15 protein-coding genes are annotated in these 15,950 nt (G+C 65.0%); 6 read left to right on the top strand and 9 right to left on the bottom strand.

Features of this window, described 5'->3' with window-relative positions:
• Positions 1-62: 62 nt before the first annotated feature.
• From hemW to J0L98_RS03720, 5 genes are read right to left on the bottom strand one after another with little or no spacing between them, the layout of a single operon-like run.
• Positions 63-1,286: a radical SAM family heme chaperone HemW gene (hemW, locus tag J0L98_RS03700; protein WP_296410161.1), complete on the bottom strand. Its 1,224-nt coding sequence runs from the start codon at positions 1,284-1,286 to the stop codon at positions 63-65.
• Positions 1,287-1,330: 44 nt separating this feature from the next.
• Complete coding sequence (gene rdgB, locus J0L98_RS03705; protein WP_296410162.1) at positions 1,331-1,924, bottom strand: RdgB/HAM1 family non-canonical purine NTP pyrophosphatase; 594 nt, start codon at positions 1,922-1,924, stop codon at positions 1,331-1,333.
• A 23-nt stretch (positions 1,925-1,947) separates the two neighbouring features.
• Positions 1,948-2,688, bottom strand: coding sequence for a ribonuclease PH (gene rph / locus J0L98_RS03710; RefSeq protein WP_296410163.1), 741 nt, complete (start codon positions 2,686-2,688; stop codon positions 1,948-1,950).
• The gene (locus J0L98_RS03715) at positions 2,685-3,593 is read right to left on the bottom strand and encodes a PP2C family serine/threonine-protein phosphatase (protein ID WP_296410164.1); all 909 of its coding nucleotides are present in this window, start codon (positions 3,591-3,593) and stop codon (positions 2,685-2,687) included. The genes rph and J0L98_RS03715 overlap by 4 nt, the downstream gene beginning before the upstream one ends.
• Positions 3,590-4,540: a serine/threonine-protein kinase gene (locus J0L98_RS03720; protein WP_296408152.1), complete on the bottom strand. Its 951-nt coding sequence runs from the start codon at positions 4,538-4,540 to the stop codon at positions 3,590-3,592. The genes J0L98_RS03715 and J0L98_RS03720 overlap by 4 nt, the downstream gene beginning before the upstream one ends.
• 85 nt (positions 4,541-4,625) lie before the next feature.
• Here J0L98_RS03720 and J0L98_RS03725 point away from each other — a divergent pair, with 85 nt between their 5' ends.
• The 6 genes from J0L98_RS03725 to J0L98_RS03750 are packed head-to-tail and all read left to right on the top strand — an operon-like array spanning position 4,626 to position 10,221.
• Complete coding sequence (locus J0L98_RS03725; protein ID WP_296410165.1) at positions 4,626-5,492, top strand: YicC/YloC family endoribonuclease; 867 nt, start codon at positions 4,626-4,628, stop codon at positions 5,490-5,492.
• 10 nt (positions 5,493-5,502) lie between these two features.
• Positions 5,503-6,117: a guanylate kinase gene (gene gmk / locus J0L98_RS03730; RefSeq protein ID WP_296408220.1), complete on the top strand. Its 615-nt coding sequence runs from the start codon at positions 5,503-5,505 to the stop codon at positions 6,115-6,117.
• A 1-nt stretch (position 6,118) separates the two neighbouring features.
• Positions 6,119-6,334, top strand: coding sequence for a DNA-directed RNA polymerase subunit omega (rpoZ, locus tag J0L98_RS03735; protein ID WP_169145968.1), 216 nt, complete (start codon positions 6,119-6,121; stop codon positions 6,332-6,334).
• A 25-nt stretch (positions 6,335-6,359) separates the two neighbouring features.
• On the top strand, positions 6,360-8,570 hold the full coding sequence (locus J0L98_RS03740) for a bifunctional (p)ppGpp synthetase/guanosine-3',5'-bis(diphosphate) 3'-pyrophosphohydrolase (RefSeq protein ID WP_296410167.1): 2,211 nt from the start codon (positions 6,360-6,362) through the stop codon (positions 8,568-8,570).
• A gap of 38 nt (positions 8,571-8,608) precedes the next feature.
• Complete coding sequence (locus tag J0L98_RS03745; RefSeq protein ID WP_296408224.1) at positions 8,609-8,797, top strand: DUF3460 family protein; 189 nt, start codon at positions 8,609-8,611, stop codon at positions 8,795-8,797.
• Positions 8,798-8,805: 8 nt separating this feature from the next.
• Positions 8,806-10,221, top strand: coding sequence for a 3'-5' exonuclease family protein (locus J0L98_RS03750; RefSeq protein ID WP_296410168.1), 1,416 nt, complete (start codon positions 8,806-8,808; stop codon positions 10,219-10,221).
• A 39-nt stretch (positions 10,222-10,260) separates the two neighbouring features.
• Here the strand turns inward: J0L98_RS03750 and J0L98_RS03755 are convergent, their stop codons facing one another.
• Genes J0L98_RS03755 through J0L98_RS03770 form a run of 4 tightly spaced genes read right to left on the bottom strand, consistent with a single transcriptional unit; the run spans position 10,261 to position 15,915 of the window.
• The gene (locus tag J0L98_RS03755) at positions 10,261-13,332 is read right to left on the bottom strand and encodes an efflux RND transporter permease subunit (protein WP_296410169.1); all 3,072 of its coding nucleotides are present in this window, start codon (positions 13,330-13,332) and stop codon (positions 10,261-10,263) included.
• On the bottom strand, positions 13,329-14,420 hold the full coding sequence (locus tag J0L98_RS03760) for an efflux RND transporter periplasmic adaptor subunit (RefSeq protein ID WP_296410170.1): 1,092 nt from the start codon (positions 14,418-14,420) through the stop codon (positions 13,329-13,331). Before J0L98_RS03760 ends, J0L98_RS03755 begins: the two co-directional genes overlap by 4 nt.
• A 38-nt stretch (positions 14,421-14,458) precedes the next feature.
• Entirely contained in the window at positions 14,459-15,721 is a 1,263-nt protein-coding gene (lysA, locus tag J0L98_RS03765; RefSeq protein WP_296410172.1) for a diaminopimelate decarboxylase, read from the bottom strand.
• Positions 15,718-15,915, bottom strand: a complete 198-nt coding sequence (locus J0L98_RS03770) for a lipoprotein (RefSeq protein WP_296410173.1) — start codon at positions 15,913-15,915, stop codon at positions 15,718-15,720. Before J0L98_RS03770 ends, lysA begins: the two co-directional genes overlap by 4 nt.
• Between the last annotated feature and the right edge of the window lie 35 nt (positions 15,916-15,950).

Genomic DNA, 15,950 nt, shown 5'->3' on the forward strand with positions numbered 1-15,950 from the left:
CGACGGATTATGCCGCAGGCGGAGATGCTCGGGGGCGACGGAGGTCGGTCCCGTGTCGAGGCTCAGCCGGGCAGAAAGAGCATCAGCAGTTCGTTCAGGAAGTGGCGCCCTTGCGTTGTCGGGCGCAGGCGCTCGCCATCGGTTTCGATCAGCCCCTGCCGGGTGGCTTTAAGCAATCCGGCTTCGGCCGCTTCGAAGGGCAGGCCGGTGCGTTCGGCAAACAAGCGGCGCGGGAAGCCCTGATTGAGGCGAAGGGCGTTCATCATGAATTCGAAGGGCAGTTCGGCGCTCTCAATGGTGCGCCGTTCCTGGACAAAGGCGCCTGACTCCCGTGCTGCCAGGTAGGCCGACGGGTGCCTGGGGCGGGTTTCCCGCACGATGCCCTCGTGGGATGAGAGCTTGCCGTGGGCGCCGGCACCGATCCCCAGGTAGTCACCGAAGGTCCAGTAGTTGAGGTTGTGCCGGCATTCCCGGTTGGGGCGGGCAAAGGCGGAGGTTTCGTAGTGGCCGTAGCCGGCCGCGGCCAGCCGGGCTTCCACCAGGTCCTGCATGTCGGCGGAGGCGTCCGGGTCCGGGATGACCGGCGGGTTGGCGGCGAAGGCGGTGTTCGGTTCGAGGGTCAGGTGGTAGCAGGACAGGTGCTGGGGTGCCAGGGTGATGGCCATGGCGAGATCGGCTTCCGCTTCGGCCAGGCTCTGGCCGGGCAGGGCATACATCAGGTCGAGGTTGACCGCCTCGAAATGGGTGAGCGCCGCTTCGGCGGCGGCAATGGCATCGGCACGGCCGTGGATGCGCCCGAGAGCCTGGAGATGCCCTTCGTTGAAGCTCTGGATGCCCACGGAAAGCCGATTGACGCCTGCCTGCCGGAAGGCCCGGAAGCGGCCCGCGTCGACGGTGCCCGGATTGGCCTCAAGGGTGATCTCGGCCATCGGGTCGAGCATTACGCGCATGCGGATGGCGGTGAGCAGGGTGTCCAGCCCGTCAGGGCTCATCAGGCTGGGGGTGCCCCCACCGATGAAGATGCTATGTACGCGCCGGCCCCACACCTGGGGCAGCGCCCCTTCCAGATCCGCGATCAGGGCTTCGATGTAGGCGGCTTCGGGAATGCCTTCATCGCGAACGCCATGGGAGTTGAAGTCGCAGTAGGGGCACTTCTTTACGCACCAGGGAAAGTGCACGTAGAGCGCCAGCGGGGGCGAGGCGGTGAGCCGGGACTCCCACTGGCCCGTGGCAGACGGGCGAGGAGTGGCCCGGGGCGTGATCGGGATGATGCGGGCTTCGGACATCGGGACGGGGTGCGTGGCAGCGCCCTTGCAGGCGCCGGGGTTCATCAGATGGGTTCGGCGCGCAGCTTGTCGAGCAGTTGCCGGAAGGCGTTGCCCCGGTGGGACAGGACGTTCTTGAGCTCGGCGGGGATTTCGGCGGCGGTCTGCTCAAGCTCGCTGACGAGGAAGAGTGGGTCGTAGCCAAAGCCGGCAGTGCCGCGGGGGGTGGCGAGGATCTCGCCGTGCCACTCGCCGCAGGCGATCAGGGGTTGCGGGTCGTCAGCGTGGCGGACGAGGGCCAGGGCGCAGTAGAAGCGCGCCCGGCGGTCGGCCTGGCCGGCGAGCTTTTCAAGCAGCAGGGCGTTGTTGCGTTCGTCCGACTTGGGTTCGCCGGCGAAACGTGCCGACACCACGCCCGGTGCGCCACCCAGGGCTTCGACACACAGGCCGGAGTCGTCGGCCAGTGCCGGCAGTCCGGTGCTGCGGGCGGCATGGCGGGCCTTGGCGATGGCGTTCTCGACAAAGCTGGGGTGGGGCTCTTCGGCCTCGGTGACGTTGAAGGCCGATTGGGGCAGCACTTCGATGCCGAGGGGAGCGAGCAGGGCGGAGAGTTCCTTGAGCTTGCCGGCGTTGCCGCTGGCCAGGACGAGTTGTTTCATGGGGTGCCTCGCTTTCGTGGCGCTCAGGCTGGAATGCCGAGGGCCTTCTTCTGTTCCACGACGAGTTCGGCAATGCCGGCGCCGGCCAGTTCCAGCAGGCTGTTCAGTTCGGTGCGGGAGAAGGGTGCCCCTTCGGCAGTGCCCTGGACTTCGACAAAGCCGCCCGAGCCGGTCATCACTACGTTCATGTCGGTTTCGCAGTCGGAGTCTTCCGGGTAATCCAGATCGAGGACGGGAACGCCCTTGTAGATGCCTACCGAGATGGCGGCGACGAAGTCGCGCATCGGGTTGGCGGGCAGCTTGCCGGCCTTGACGAGGCCGTCGAGGGCTTCATGAACGGCAATGCAGGCACCGGTGATGGAGGCGGTGCGGGTGCCGCCGTCGGCCTGCAGCACGTCACAGTCGATAGTGATCTGGCGCTCGCCCAGGGCGGCCATGTCCACCACGGCACGCAGGCTGCGGCCGATCAGGCGCTGGATCTCCTGGGTGCGGCCGCTCTGCTTGCCCTTGGCGGCCTCGCGGGCACTGCGGGTGTGGGTGGAGCGGGGCAGCATGCCGTATTCGGCGGTCAGCCAGCCCTGGCCCTTGCCACGCAGGAAGGGGGGCACGGATTCTTCGACGCTGGCGGTGCACAGCACGCGGGTATCACCGAACTCGATGAGCACCGACCCTTCGGCATGGCGGGTGAAGCCGCGGGTAATGCGGACGGGGCGAAGCTGGGCAGGCGTGCGGCCACTGGGGCGGGCGAAGGGGGTGTCGGTCATTTGAATTTATGTATCGCTGCGTTGATTTCGCGGATGGCGCGTTCGATCTCGTCTTCGCTGAGATCCTCCTGGTCGCGCTTGTTGCGTCCGAAGCCTTCCATCTGGGTGGTGAAGGCATCGGCGGGCATGGTACGGGTGGAGACCGTGTCGGGGGTATCTTCCTGGTGGTCGTCGTGCCAGGTCATGGCGATCAGGGACATGTTGTCACACTGGGCACCACCGAGGGCCTCGGCTTCGTTCATGAGCTGGGGGACGCGATCCATGACGCGGCCGTCGGCGAGGGTGTGGACCAGGGCGTCAGTATCGAGGGGGCCCCAGACCCCATCCGAGCAGATGGCAATGACATCTCCGTTGGCGAGTGGGGTGCCCCGGGAAAACTCGATCTGCGGCGGGTGACTGCCGCCCAGGCAGCTGAAGATGCGGTTGCGGCCAGGGTGTATGGCGGCACTCTCGGCATCAAGGAGACCCTGGTCGAGCATGAGCTGGACCCGCGAGTGGTCGCGGGTCTGGGCGGCCAGCTTGCCCCTGCGGATCAGGTAGAGACGGGAGTCGCCCGCGTGGGCCCAGTGGGCAATGCCATCCTGTACCAGGCAGGCGACGATGGTGGTGCGAGGAATGTCGGCCAGGTGCTTGTCGAAGGCGTAGTCGAGGATGGCGTGGTGAGCGTTGCTGAGCACCCGCGACAGGAAGAGGATCGGGTCGGTGACTTTGGGCCGGGCTTCCTGCTGAAAGGATTGGGCAATGAACTGGACCGAGATCTGGGCCGCCACCTCACCGTAAAGGTGTCCCCCCATGCCGTCCGCGAGGACCAGCAGCAGTGCATCCCGGGTGTAGGAGTAGGCGACGCGATCCTGGTTGGTGCGCCGCTTGCCAACCCGGCTTTCCTGGAAAATCGTGAATCTCATGTACGGCCTATCATTGTTTTTAGTCGGGAGCCCAGCCCTTCGAGCCAGGTCTTTTGTGGGGGCGGCGCCTCGCGGTGGCGCTGGGCGAGGACTTTCTGCAGTGCGAAGCAGCTTTGAGGCCGCTTCAGTGGGTCGAGTTGCAGGCACCAGTCGATGGTGGCCAGAAAATGATGGGAATACTGCCCGGCCCATAGTTTTGTCGCGGGCTGAACGGTGTCGTTGTTGAGCCGCTCGTCCGAGCGCTGGGGCGAGTTGCCGGCCAGACACGCATACATGCTGGCGCCTACGCTGTAGATATCGCTCCAGGGGCCGAGGGCGTCCCGGTTGGTGAATTGTTCGGGGGAGGCGAAGCCCGGGGTGTACATCGGCTTCAGGATCGGCGTGTCGGACATCAGGGTTTGCCTGGCTGCACCGAAATCCAGCAGCACCGGTGTGCCGTCGGCCCGCAGATAGATATTCGACGGTTTGATGTCCAGGTGCAGCAGCTTGTGGGCATGGACCTCGCGAAGCCCATTGAGCATGCGGGTGAATACGCCACGGATGAAGCGTTCGCGGACGTTGCCCTTGTTCTTCTGGGCATAGTCGTGGAGTGTCCGGCCTCGTTCAAACTGCATCACCATGTAGACGGTGCCGTTGGCCCGGAAGAAGTTGAGCACCCGTACCACATTGGGGTGCACCAGCTTGGCCAGCGCCCGACCCTCTTCGAAGAAGCACTTCATGCCGTAGCGGAAGGCGCCCTGGTGGGCTTCCGTGACATGGGGCGTGACCTCACCTTCAGCCCGTAGGGCCAGGGAGTTGGGCAGGTATTCCTTGATCGCGACAGGGGTGCCGTCCTGATCGTAGGCCAGATAGACGATAGAGAAGCCACCCAGCGAAAGCTGCCGCTCGACCCGGTAGTGGTCGAGCTGAAATCCGGACGGGAGGGCGCAGTTCTGTTGAGTGGCCATCAGGCGGGGCGCTACACTTCGTCTTTTGGTGGCAATCCAGCTCGTTAGTTTAGCTGGGGATTGCCGCTCTATCTTGGGAAAAAAGATGATTCACAGCATGACTGGCTATGCCGTCCAGACCCGCGACCTGGGCCGCGTCGCGTTGCATCTCGAACTGCGGAGCGTCAATTCCCGCTATCTCGATCTTGCCTTCCGGATCAATGATGATCTCCGTCAGGCGGAACCCATGCTGCGTGAAGCGATCACCGCAAAGCTCAGCCGGGGGAAGGTGGAATGCCGCTTCAACCTGCAGGCGAAGGATAACGCAGCGCGCGACATTTCGATCAACGGCATGCTGTTGGGGCAGCTAAAGGCCGCCCAGGCGGCCATTCAGGCGGAGCTGCCACAGGCTGCGCCCCTGTCGGTTGTCGAAGTGCTGCGCTGGCCGGGGGTGCTGGCGGATGACAGCGTCACCTTTGAGGCCATGCAGCCGGAAATTGCGGCGACGATCTCGATTGCCCTGGATGAACTCGTGGCCACCCGCCAGCGCGAAGGCGCGAAGCTGGCCGAGATGATTCGTGGCCGCATCGCCCACATGCGTCAGCTTGTGGCGACCGTGCAGCCCCGCGTTCCGGCACTTGTTGCCGAGTATCAGGAGAAGCTCGCCACCCGGCTCCGGGATGCCGCTGCAACCCTTGACGATGATCGCATCCGTCTTGAGGTCGGGCTGTTTGCCCAGCGCGTTGATGTGGCCGAGGAGCTGTCGCGCCTGTCCACGCACCTGGACGAGGTGGAACGCATCCTGAAGGTCGGTGGGTCCGCCGGCAAGCGGCTGGACTTCCTGATGCAGGAACTCAATCGCGAAGCCAACACCCTGGGCTCCAAGGCCATGGCTGCGGACATGACCGCCATTGCCGTCGAAGTCAAGCTGGCCATCGAGCAGATGCGCGAGCAGGTTCAGAACATTGAGTAGGAAAAGGCCCATGCCCGGTACGCTGTTCATTGTCACTGCGCCCTCTGGCGCCGGCAAGACCACCCTGGTCAGCGGCCTGCTGGCCAGGGATCCCCTGGTGAAGCTCTCGGTGTCCTACGCGACCCGTGCGCCGCGCGCTGGCGAGGTGGATGGCACGCACTATCACTTTGTCGATGTGCCCACTTTCCGCGCCCTGCGCGATAAGGGTGAATTCCTTGAGTGGGCCGAGGTCCACAGCAATTATTACGGGACCTCCCGTGCCTGGCTCGAGACGCAGATCGCTGCCGGCCACGATATCCTGCTGGAGATTGACTGGCAGGGTGCGCAGCAGGTGCGCAAGGTCTTTCCGAAGGCGGTGGGTGTGTTCATCCTGCCCCCGTCACTGGAGGAGCTTGAGCGTCGCCTGCGTGGTCGGGGTACGGATGCCGAGGAGGTGATTGCACGCCGGGTGCTGGGTGCCCGGGGCGAGATGCGCCATGTGGCCGAGTTCGACTACGTTATAATCAATGAAGACTTGCCCACCGCACTGGAAGACTTGGTAGCGGTGGTGCGGGCGTCACGGCTTCGCTACGCCAACCAGGAGGCACGCAAGCCGGAGTTTTTCCATTACCTGGAACAGGATTGATATGGCCCGCGTTACTGTTGATGATTGTCTGAAAAGAATCCCCAACCGCTTCCAGCTTACCCTGGCGGCCACCTACCGTGCCCGTCAGCTGACGGCCGGCGCCACCCCCCAGGTGGACCTGGACCGCCACGACAAGGACAAGCCCACCGTGATCGCCCTGCGTGAAATTGCTGCCGGCAAGGTCGGGGCCGAAGTCCTCAATCGCGGTCAGGCCTGAGCGCCTCTCCCGAGAGAGTGATGCCATGGAATCCGCCGCTCCGATCCCAGTCAGCGGCAGCGGCGTTTTCCAGCCTCCTCCCTCCTGCGTCCTGCCCCTCGACTTTGGGCGACTGAGGGCGCAGGTTGCGGCCTACCTCCGTCCTGAGGACGTGGGTCGCATCGAAGCCGCTTACCATTTCTCCGCCGACGCCCATCAAGGGCAAGTGCGCAAGAGCGGCGAACCCTACATCTCCCACCCGGTTGCCGTCGCCGAGATCCTCGCCGGCTGGCATCTGGATGCCCAGGCCCTGTGTGCGGCCCTCCTCCATGATGTGATGGAGGACACCCACATCACCAAGGCCGAGATCTCCGAGCGCTTCGGACGAACCACGGCGGAGCTTGTCGACGGGGTCTCCAAGCTCGACAAGATCGAGTTCCAGTCTCAAGAAGAAGCCCAGGCCGAGAACTTTCGCAAGATGCTGCTGGCCATGGCCAGCGACCTGCGGGTGATCCTCATCAAGCTGGCCGACCGTCTGCACAACATGCGGACGCTTGACCACATGCGCCCCGACAAGCGCCGTCGCATCGCCCGGGAAACCCAGGAGATCCACGCCCCCATTGCTAACCGGCTAGGGCTCAACAGCCTGTACCGTGAGCTCCAGGAGCTGGCCTTCCGGCACCGCTATCCCATGCGTTTCGGCGTGCTCTCCAAGGCCATCCTGGCGGCCCGGGGCAACCGCCGGGAAGTGGTGGGCAAGATTCTCGTTGCCATCGAGGAGCGTCTTCCCCAGTGGGATATCCAGGCTGAGGTGCGGGGTCGGGAGAAGCACCTTTACAGCATCTATCGCAAGATGGCGGAGAAGCGCCTGAGCTTCTCCCAGGTGCTGGATATCTACGGTTTTCGCGTCATCGTTCCGGATGTCCCGACCTGCTACCGGGCGCTCGGCGCACTGCATGCCCTTTACAAGCCGGTGCCGGGCAAGTTCAAGGACTACATCGCCATTCCCAAGGCCAATGGCTACCAGTCCCTGCACACCACGCTCATCGGGCCCTTCGGCACGCCGGTCGAGGTGCAGATCCGTACCCACCAGATGAACCACATCGCTGAGAGTGGCGTGGCGTCGCACTGGCTGTACAAGGAAGACGAGAAGACCCTCACCGAGCTTCAGCACAAAACCCATAGTTGGTTGCAATCGCTGCTTGAGCTCCAGTCCACCTCGGGCGACTCCAGCGAGTTCCTCGAGCACGTCAAGATTGATCTCTTTCCGGGCGAGGTCTACGCCTTCACCCCCAAGGGCAAGATCTTTGCCTTGCCGCGGGGCGCCACCGTGGTGGACTTTGCCTATGCCGTGCATACCGACGTGGGTAACCGCTGCGTGGCCGGGCGCATCAATGGTGAGCTGATGCCCTTGCGCACCGAGCTCCACAATGGCGACCAGATCGAGATCATCACCGCCGCCCATGCGAGCCCCAATCCCGCCTGGCTCAGCTACGTGCGCACGGGCAAAGCGCGGGCCCAGATCCGGCATTTCCTCAAGAATGCCCAGCAGGAAGAGGCCTCGACCCTGGGCGAGCGCCTGCTCAACCAGGCTCTGCGGCCCCACGGACTGACGCTCGGTCAGGTCAGCATGTTTGCCTGGGATCGATTCCTCAAGGAGTTCACATTACCCAACCGCCGTGAGCTGATGACCGATATTGGCCTCGGGCGGCGTTTGCCGGCCATTGTGGCGAGGCGACTGGCGGAGATCCAGGATGTCGAGTCGGGTCGTGCTGATGTGGTCAAGCCCAAACCCGCGGGTGCCATCCTGATCCGCGGCACCGAGGGGGTGGCGGTGCAACTGGCCCGTTGCTGTCGCCCCATCCCCGGCGATCCCATCGTTGGCGTTATCCGTAAAGGGCAGGGGCTCGAGGTTCACATGCATGACTGCCCCCAGGCCCGCAAGCTGCGCAGTGAACGGGATCGCTGGATCGATGTGGAATGGGAGGCCTCGTCCGACCGCCTCTTCGACGTGCCCCTCAAGCTCCTCACCCAGAACGTCCGCGGGGTGCTGGCCAAGGTGGCCAACGCCATCTCGGAGCAGGATTGCAATATCCAGAACGTCAGCACGGATGGGGATCAGGGTGCTTACTCGACCATCTATGTCACCTTGCAGGTGACCCACCGTATGCATCTGGCCAAAGTCATACGCGGGATGCGCAACATCCCGGAGGTTGTCCGCATCAACCGTCTCAAGGGCGACCAGAAGGGCAACTGAGACTGTTAGAATCCACGCCGCAAAAAGGGAGATCACACATGGCAGGTTACGAATCCGAGCACACCAAGTTCATGCGCGAATGGATGGAGAAGCATCCGGAAGAGCGTGAGGAGCAGAAAAAGGGCCGTGCCCTTTGGTGGGACAAGCCCCAGGACGCCGAGACTACCCGGCAATACGCTGAGGCCAAGATTCCGGCCAAGGCCTACCCCTACTCGACTGAAGCTTAAGCGGCGGATTGTTCGCACCACGGCTTGCCTTCATTGACGTCGAAACCACCGGAGCCAATCCGGTGGTGGACCGCATCACCGAGATTGCCGTCCTGCGGGTTGAGGATGGAGAACTCGTTGAGCGCTGGTCCAGCCTGATCAATCCGGGCATCCCCATTCCGGGCAATATCCAGAGCCTGGTGGGCATCACCGATGAGATGGTGGCCGGTGCCCCCGCCTTTGCGGAGCTTGCCGGGCCGATTCGGCAGCTATTGGCCGACTGCATCTTTGTCGCCCATAACGCCCGCTTCGACTACGGTTTCATCAAGAACGAATTCCAGCGCATCGGCGAAGGCTTCGACGCCCCGGTGCTGTGCACGGTCAAGCTTTCCCGCGCCCTTTACCCCCAGCATCACAAGCACGGGCTGGATGCGCTGATAGACCGTCACGGCCTTACCTGCTCGGCCCGGCACCGGGCCATGGGGGATACCGAAGCCCTGCATCAGTTCGCCGGCATTGTCTCCAGCACGTTCGAGCGGGACGTGCTCGACATGGCCATCGGCAAGGCCATGAAGGCACCCAGCCGGCCTGCAGGCCTGCCGGAGGGCGTGCTCGAAGGCATCCCCGAGGGGCCGGGGGTCTATGTCTTTCATGGTGAGAACGATCTCCCGATCTACGTGGGTCGCAGCCTCAGCCTGCGATCGCGGGTGATGAGCCATTTCTCGTCCGATCACCGCAACAGCAAGGAAGCCAAGATCGCCCGCAATGTGCGGCGGGTGGATTGGCATGTGACAGCGGGTGAGCTGGGTGCGCTGCTCCTCGAGGCACGGCTGCTGCGCCAGTTGAAGCCCGCCGAGAATCGCCAGCCGTGGGACGCGGAGGCCGTGTTCGGGCTCCGCTACGACCCGACCCGCAAACGCGGCCCGGTGTTGTTGCGGGAGAGCCTGAATGGTGCCGATCCCCTCGCCGGGCCCGCGCTGTACGGGGCGTTTCGAAGCAAGAAGGAGGCGGACGCTGCCCTGCGCGAATTCGCCAGCCTCTACCGGCTGTGCCCCAGGCGTCTGGGCACGGAGCCCTGGAGCGAGGGGCCGTGCCTCGCGTACTTGGCCAAACGCTGTGCCGGCGTGTGCGCCGGCAAGGAAAGCCCGACTGAACACGACGAACGTCTGCTGAAAGTACTGGAGAGCCTGCGTCTCAAGCGCTGGCCGTGGGGTGGCCCGGTGACGGTCCGTGAAGCGCATCCCGAGACCGGCCGCCTAGCCTTCCACCTGCTGGATGGCTGGTGTGTGCTGGGGACCGTGGAGGACGAATCCGCCCTGGCCGAGCTCATTGCGGCACCGCCAGCCCGGGCCTTTGATCTGGATACCTATCGCATCCTGTTGCGCTGGCTGGAGACGCCCGCCGGCAAGGCTTCCGTCAGCGTCGTATCCGGGGCGTCGGCATAGCCGGATACGCCTTGGGGCGGCCCACCCCACGCCCCCGATCTACGGCCGGGTCGGCTCCGGTACCGTCTTCCGGCGTCGCTCGCGCCAGCCTTCCACCAGCGAATACACCGCCGGCACCACCACCAAGGTCAGCAGGGTCGAACTGACCATGCCGCCGATTACTGCAATGGCGAGGGGCTGGTTGGTCTCGTTGCCGGCGCCAAAGCCCAATGCTGCCGGGGCCAGGGCCAGGATCACCGTGGCCGAGGTCATCAGCACCGGACGCATGCGGATCGGGCAGGCATTGCGCAGGGCGGCGTCCACGGGCAGGCCTTCATCGCGACGCTGGTTGGTGAGATCCACCAGCAGGATCGAATTTTTGGCCACCAGGCCGATCAGCAGCACCAGGCCGATCATCGAATAGATGTTCAGGGTGTGGCCCGTGGCCCACAGGGCCGCCACGCCGCCGACGATGGCCAGGGGTTGGGCCAGCATGACGATGAAGGGCTGCACGAAGCTGTTGAACTGGCTGGCCAGCACCATGTAGAGCAGGGTCAGAGCCAGGGCAAAGGTGAAAGTCATGTACTTCTGGGTCTTGCCGAATTCTTCGGCCTGGCCGATCAGCTTGACCTGGTAGCCCGTGGGCAGCAGCTCTGCCGCGCTGCGCTTGACCACTTCCACCGCCTCGCCCAGGGGCAGGGTCGGGGAGGCATAGAAAGTGGCGGCGTATTGCAGGTCGAATCGCCCGACGACAGCTGGCCCCAGGGTTTCCCGGAAGCTGGCCACGCTGTCGAGGCGCACCAGCTGGCCTGATTTGTTGCGCAGGAAGATCTTCGATAGATCGGATGGCTGGGTGAAGCTGCCTTCCCGGGCCTTCACCCGAATGTCGTAGCGCTGGCCGTCGCCGGGCTCGTCGCTGTACTTGGCGATGTCCACCCCGCCGGTGAGCATGTTGATGGCCAGGGCCACGTCCTGGGTACTCAGGCCGGCGTCGGCGATGCGCAGTCGGTCGGGCGCGAAGGTCAGCTGAGGGAGGTCGAGCTGCAGGTCGGTGTCCATGCGGCCGATGCCGGGGATGGTGGCCAACTTGCGCTGCAGAGCCACCGCATGACGGCCGAGCTCCTGCAGGTTCTCGCCGGTCAGCACGAACTGCAGTGGCTCGCCCCGCTGCCCCTGGACCATGGGATAGGGTGCGGCAAAGACCCGGGCGCCGGCAACCTGGCTGAATTCCTTGCGCAGCAGTGGGATCACGTCCTGCTGCTTCACGCTGCGCTCCTCCCGCGGAACCATGCGCACCACCACTGTGCCCTGGTTGACCTGCCCCGCCGTGCCGAGGCCGATCAGGGCAAACTCGGAGCGGATCTCCGGGTGCCGGTCAAGGATGGCTTCCACCTCGCGCAGCTTGCTGTCGGTGTAGTCGATGCTTGAGCCCAGGGGCGTGCGCAGGGACACCAGGAAGCGTCCCTCATCCTGCTCCGGGGTGAAGGCCTTGCCCACATGGGCGAAGAAGAAGGCGCTGGAGCCTACCACGGCCAGGGTGGCCAGCAGCACCCACAGGCGATGGGTGAGGGCGCCTTCCAGCAGGCGCAGGTAGATCGCGTCCAGGCCGGCGAAAAGGCGATCGAAAGCCCGGTAGATCGGACCGTGCTGCTTCTCTACCCGCAGGTAGCGGGCGCACAGCATGGGCGTCAGGGTGAGGGACACAAACAGCGAAACCAGCACGCCAAAGGTGACCACCAGGGCAAAGCTGCGGAAGAACTGGCCGATGATCCCGGAGATGAAGGCCACCGGCGCAAAGATGCATACCAGCGACAGGGTGGCGGCCATGACCGCAAAGACCACTTCGTTGCTGCCGTTGATGGCGGCCGATACCGGGTCCGGGTCCAGTTCTTCCCGGTGCCGGAAGATGTTCTCCAGCACCACGATGGCGTCGTCCACCACCACCCCGATGAGCAGCAGCAGGGCCAGCATGGTCAGGGAGTTGAGGGTGAAGCCGGCGAAGTAGATGACGGCGATGGCGCCCATCAGGGACACCGGGATGGCCAGGGCGATGATCAGGGTGGAGCGCACCGAGCGCAGGAAGATCCACACCACCAGGGAGGCCAGCAGGGTGCCCTCGATCAGGTGCTCCTTGAGGGAGTCCACGATCTCGAGGATGAAGACCGCGTCATTGGAGACCACCGACAGGCTCATGCCGGGCGGCAAGGCCGGGCGCAGTTCCCGTTCCACACGTTCCAGGATGCGTTCGGTGATGGCCACCGTGTTGGCGTTGGCGATCTTCACCATGCCCAGGCCCACGGTGGTCTTGCCGTTGAAGCGGGCCAACTGGCGGTTGTCGGTAAGGCCATCCTCGATCTCGGCCACGTCGCCCAGGCGGATGGGTGCCTTGTTGCGCCAGGCAACGATGAGGCCCCGCAGCTCGCCGACCTGATGGAACTCCAGGTCGAGCTTGAGCAGGCTTTCGGTTTTCTGGCCGACCACGAAGCCGCCGGCGAGCTGCACATGCTCCCGGGCAAAGGCGTCGCTGATGTCCTGGGCGGTGATGGCATGGGCGGCCATGCGGTCGGGCAGCAGGTTGACCCGGATGGTGCGGTCACGGCGGCCACCGAGGCGCACCTCGCCCACGCCGTCGATGGTCTCCAGGCGTTTCTTGAGTACGTTGAGGGCGTACTGGTTGAGTTGCTGCTGGGTGCGGTCGCCCTGCAGAGCCAGCCACATGATGGGCTGGGCGTTGGTCTCGACTTTGGCGATGACCGGCGGGTCCACATCCTTGGGCAGACGGCGAAGTACCTGATTGACCTTGGACTGGACTTCGTTGAAGGCCACGTCCACCTTCTTTTCGAGGGCGAAGGTGATGTTGACCACCGAGACGCCGGGTGATGAGGTGGACTGCACGTGCTCGATGCCCGGCACACTGTTGACCGCCGATTCGATGACGTTGGTGATGCTCGAATCGACGATGTCCGGGTTGGCGCCCTTCAGCGCCGTGGTGATCGAGATGACAGGAAATTCGATGTAGGGAAAGCGGTCCATGCCGATCCGCTGGTAGCCGATCACCCCGACCAGCACCAGCACGGCGCTCATCATCCACGCCAGGACGTGACGCTTGATGGAAAGCTCGGGCAGGGTCATGGCTTGCGGGCGGGGGCGGCCTTGACGTTGATGGCGGCGCCGTCACTCAGGAAGCCCGCGCCGTCCTCTGCCACCGTTTCCCCATCGGCCAGGCCCTTGACGATCTCTACCCGGCCATCACGTTTGGCGCCCACTTCAACCACCCGCTGAACGGCCTTGCCCCCGGCAATCACGTAAACCACCTTGCCGGCCGGCCGCAACACCACGCTCTGTTCGGGGACCATCACCGCTGCGGCCTTGCGCCCGGTGACGATGGAGGCATTGACGGTGCCCCCCGACAGCAGGCCGCCGTCGTTGGTAACCCGGACGAGGACATCCAGTGCCCGGCTGCTGTCATTGATGGTGGGCTTCACGTCCTCCACCGTGCCCTCGATGACCTTGCCCGGTTGGTGGGGCAGGCTCAGACGTACCGGCTGGCCGGCACGGATGCGACCCGCCGCAGACTCCGGGTAGGGCAGGTGGGCGCGCAGGATGCGGTTGGAGATCAGGCGGAAGAGCGGATCGCCCACCTTTACATAGTCGCCGGGGGAGACGATCTGGGTTTCGATGACGCCATCCACCGGCGCCACGACCCGGGTGCGGCCGAGATCGTTGCGGGAAGCACTTTCCCGCGCCCGGGCAGTGGCCAGCTGGGCGCGCAGGGCATCCCGCTGGGCCAGGCTGTCCTCGGCGCCATTGCGCGAGATGAAGCCCTTGGCGACGAGATCCTGCTGACGTTCGGCGAAGCGCTCGGCCTGGGCCACCAGCGCTTCCAGCCGGGCAATCTCGGCACCATCGACCCGGCTCTGGATGGTGAAGTCGGAGGCGTCCAGCTCTGCGAGTAGCTGGCCGCGCCTGACCTTGTCCCCGCTATGGGCCACCACCCGGGTGACCCGGCCTGCCACCTCGGCGCCGATGCTGGGGTCGATCAGGGCCTCCAGCGTCCCCAGGGTGTCCTCGGTGATGTCGAGGGCAGCGCTGCGGGCGACGGTCGTCGTGACCAGTGTGGCCGGCGGGCCGGCGGGTTTGTCGGGTGCCGGCTCGGGTTTGTTGCCGCAGCCGGCAAGCCCGAGGGCAAAGAGCAGGGTGACGCGGGGGGCGAAACGCATGATCGTGGCCATCGGGCGGGTGGCAGGAGTCGGTGCTGTCAGGGAAGCGGACGCTCGCCCATGAGCAGGTGTTCGAGGGTTTCCCGCTCGCGGATGACATGCACCGTGTCCCCGTCCACCAGCACCTCGGCTGCTCGCGGGCGGGTGTTGTAGTTGGAGCTCATGGTCATGCCGTAGGCGCCGGCAGAGAGGATGGCCAGCAGGTCACCCGTATCGACGGCGAGGTCCCGGTCGTGACCGAGGAAGTCGCCGCTCTCGCAGATCGGGCCGACCACTTCGTAGCGAGTTGTGGGCAGCTTGCGGGGGGCAACGGCGACGATCTCGTGGTAGGCGTCGTAAAGCGCCGGCCGGGCCAGGTCGTTCATGGCCGCGTCGATGATGGCGAAATTCTTCTCGACGCCGGGCTTGAGGTATTCGATGCGGGTCAGCAGCAGGCCGGCGTTGCCCACCAGGGAGCGGCCCGGCTCGAAGCACAGGGCTTCGTCGCGGCCGGCAAAGCGCTCCAGCAGCGGCTTGAGATACTCGGTGGGGGTGGGCGGCTCTTCGTCGCGGTAGCGGATGCCAAGGCCGCCGCCCAGGTCGATGTGGTCGAGCTTGACGCCTTCGCTGGCCAGTTTGTCCACCAGGCCGAGGATCTTGTCGGTGGCCTCGGCCATCGGAGCGGGATCGAGAAGCTGGGAGCCGATGTGGCAGTCGATGCCGCTGATCTCGATGTGGGGCAGTGTTGCCGCCTTGCGATAGAGGTCCAGGGCTTCGGTGAACGCGACGCCGAACTTGTTGCTGCGCAGGCCGGTGGAGATGTAGGGGTGGGTGTTGGGATTGACGTCCGGGTTCACCCGGAAGGCAATCGGCGCACGCTTGCCCATGCTGGCGGCGACTTCGTTGAGGCGGTCGAGTTCGGCTGCCGACTCCACGTTGAAACAGCCGATACCCGCTTCGAGGGCGTAGCGCATCTCGTCGCGGGTCTTGCCGACGCCGGAAAAGATCACTTTGCCGGCGTCACCACCGGCCGCCAGCACCCGCGCCAGCTCGCCGCCTGAAACGATGTCGAAGCCGGCGCCAAGTCGGGCAAAGACCGACAGGATGCCGAGGCTCGAATTGGCCTTGACCGCGTAGCAGACCAGCGCCTTACGCTGACCAAGGGCCTGCTGATAGGCCTCGTAGGCGGCGGTGAGGGCGGCGCGGGAGTATACGTAAGTGGGCGTGCCGAAACGCTCGGCGATATCGGCGAGGGCAACCCCTTCGAGGGTCAGGCCGGCGGGGCCGACGTTGAGCGTCGGCACGGGCAGGGCGGTCGTCATTGGGCGGGGTCCTGGGAGACGGGTTTGTTATGATCCATGCCAGGCGCCCGGCTGGGCGTCGGCGTGGTGTCGGCGGGTGTGGCGGCCTTGGCTGCTGGCTTGGGAATCTGCGGATAGTGCAGCGGGCCCTTGATGCCACAGGCGGTCAGCAGGAGTGAGCCGCAGGCCGCGGCGGCGATGGCGAAGGTTCGCATGGGTTCCGCGCAAAAACGGGAATGTTAACAGAACA

This window comes from Zoogloea sp. (genome assembly GCF_017302315.1).
Taxonomy (GTDB): Bacteria; Pseudomonadota; Gammaproteobacteria; order Burkholderiales; family Rhodocyclaceae; genus Zoogloea.

Bases quoted from the DNA above. Each gene is read 5' to 3' on its own strand.
- hemW (WP_296410161.1), bottom strand. From the start codon at position 1,286: ATGTCCGAAGCCCGCATCATCCCGATCACGCCCCGGGCCACTCCTCGC.
- J0L98_RS03740 (WP_296410167.1), top strand. From the start codon at position 6,360: ATGGAATCCGCCGCTCCGATCCCAGTCAGCGGCAGCGGCGTTTTCCAG.
- J0L98_RS03770 (WP_296410173.1), bottom strand. From the start codon at position 15,915: ATGCGAACCTTCGCCATCGCCGCCGCGGCCTGCGGCTCACTCCTGCTG.
- J0L98_RS03720 (WP_296408152.1), bottom strand. From the start codon at position 4,540: ATGGCCACTCAACAGAACTGCGCCCTCCCGTCCGGATTTCAGCTCGAC.
- rpoZ (WP_169145968.1), top strand. From the start codon at position 6,119: ATGGCCCGCGTTACTGTTGATGATTGTCTGAAAAGAATCCCCAACCGC.
- rdgB (WP_296410162.1), bottom strand. From the start codon at position 1,924: ATGAAACAACTCGTCCTGGCCAGCGGCAACGCCGGCAAGCTCAAGGAA.
- J0L98_RS03760 (WP_296410170.1), bottom strand. From the start codon at position 14,420: ATGCGTTTCGCCCCCCGCGTCACCCTGCTCTTTGCCCTCGGGCTTGCC.
- gmk (WP_296408220.1), top strand. From the start codon at position 5,503: ATGCCCGGTACGCTGTTCATTGTCACTGCGCCCTCTGGCGCCGGCAAG.
- lysA (WP_296410172.1), bottom strand. From the start codon at position 15,721: ATGACGACCGCCCTGCCCGTGCCGACGCTCAACGTCGGCCCCGCCGGC.
- J0L98_RS03745 (WP_296408224.1), top strand. From the start codon at position 8,609: ATGGCAGGTTACGAATCCGAGCACACCAAGTTCATGCGCGAATGGATG.
- rph (WP_296410163.1), bottom strand. From the start codon at position 2,688: ATGACCGACACCCCCTTCGCCCGCCCCAGTGGCCGCACGCCTGCCCAG.
- J0L98_RS03715 (WP_296410164.1), bottom strand. From the start codon at position 3,593: ATGAGATTCACGATTTTCCAGGAAAGCCGGGTTGGCAAGCGGCGCACC.
- J0L98_RS03725 (WP_296410165.1), top strand. From the start codon at position 4,626: ATGATTCACAGCATGACTGGCTATGCCGTCCAGACCCGCGACCTGGGC.
- J0L98_RS03755 (WP_296410169.1), bottom strand. From the start codon at position 13,332: ATGACCCTGCCCGAGCTTTCCATCAAGCGTCACGTCCTGGCGTGGATG.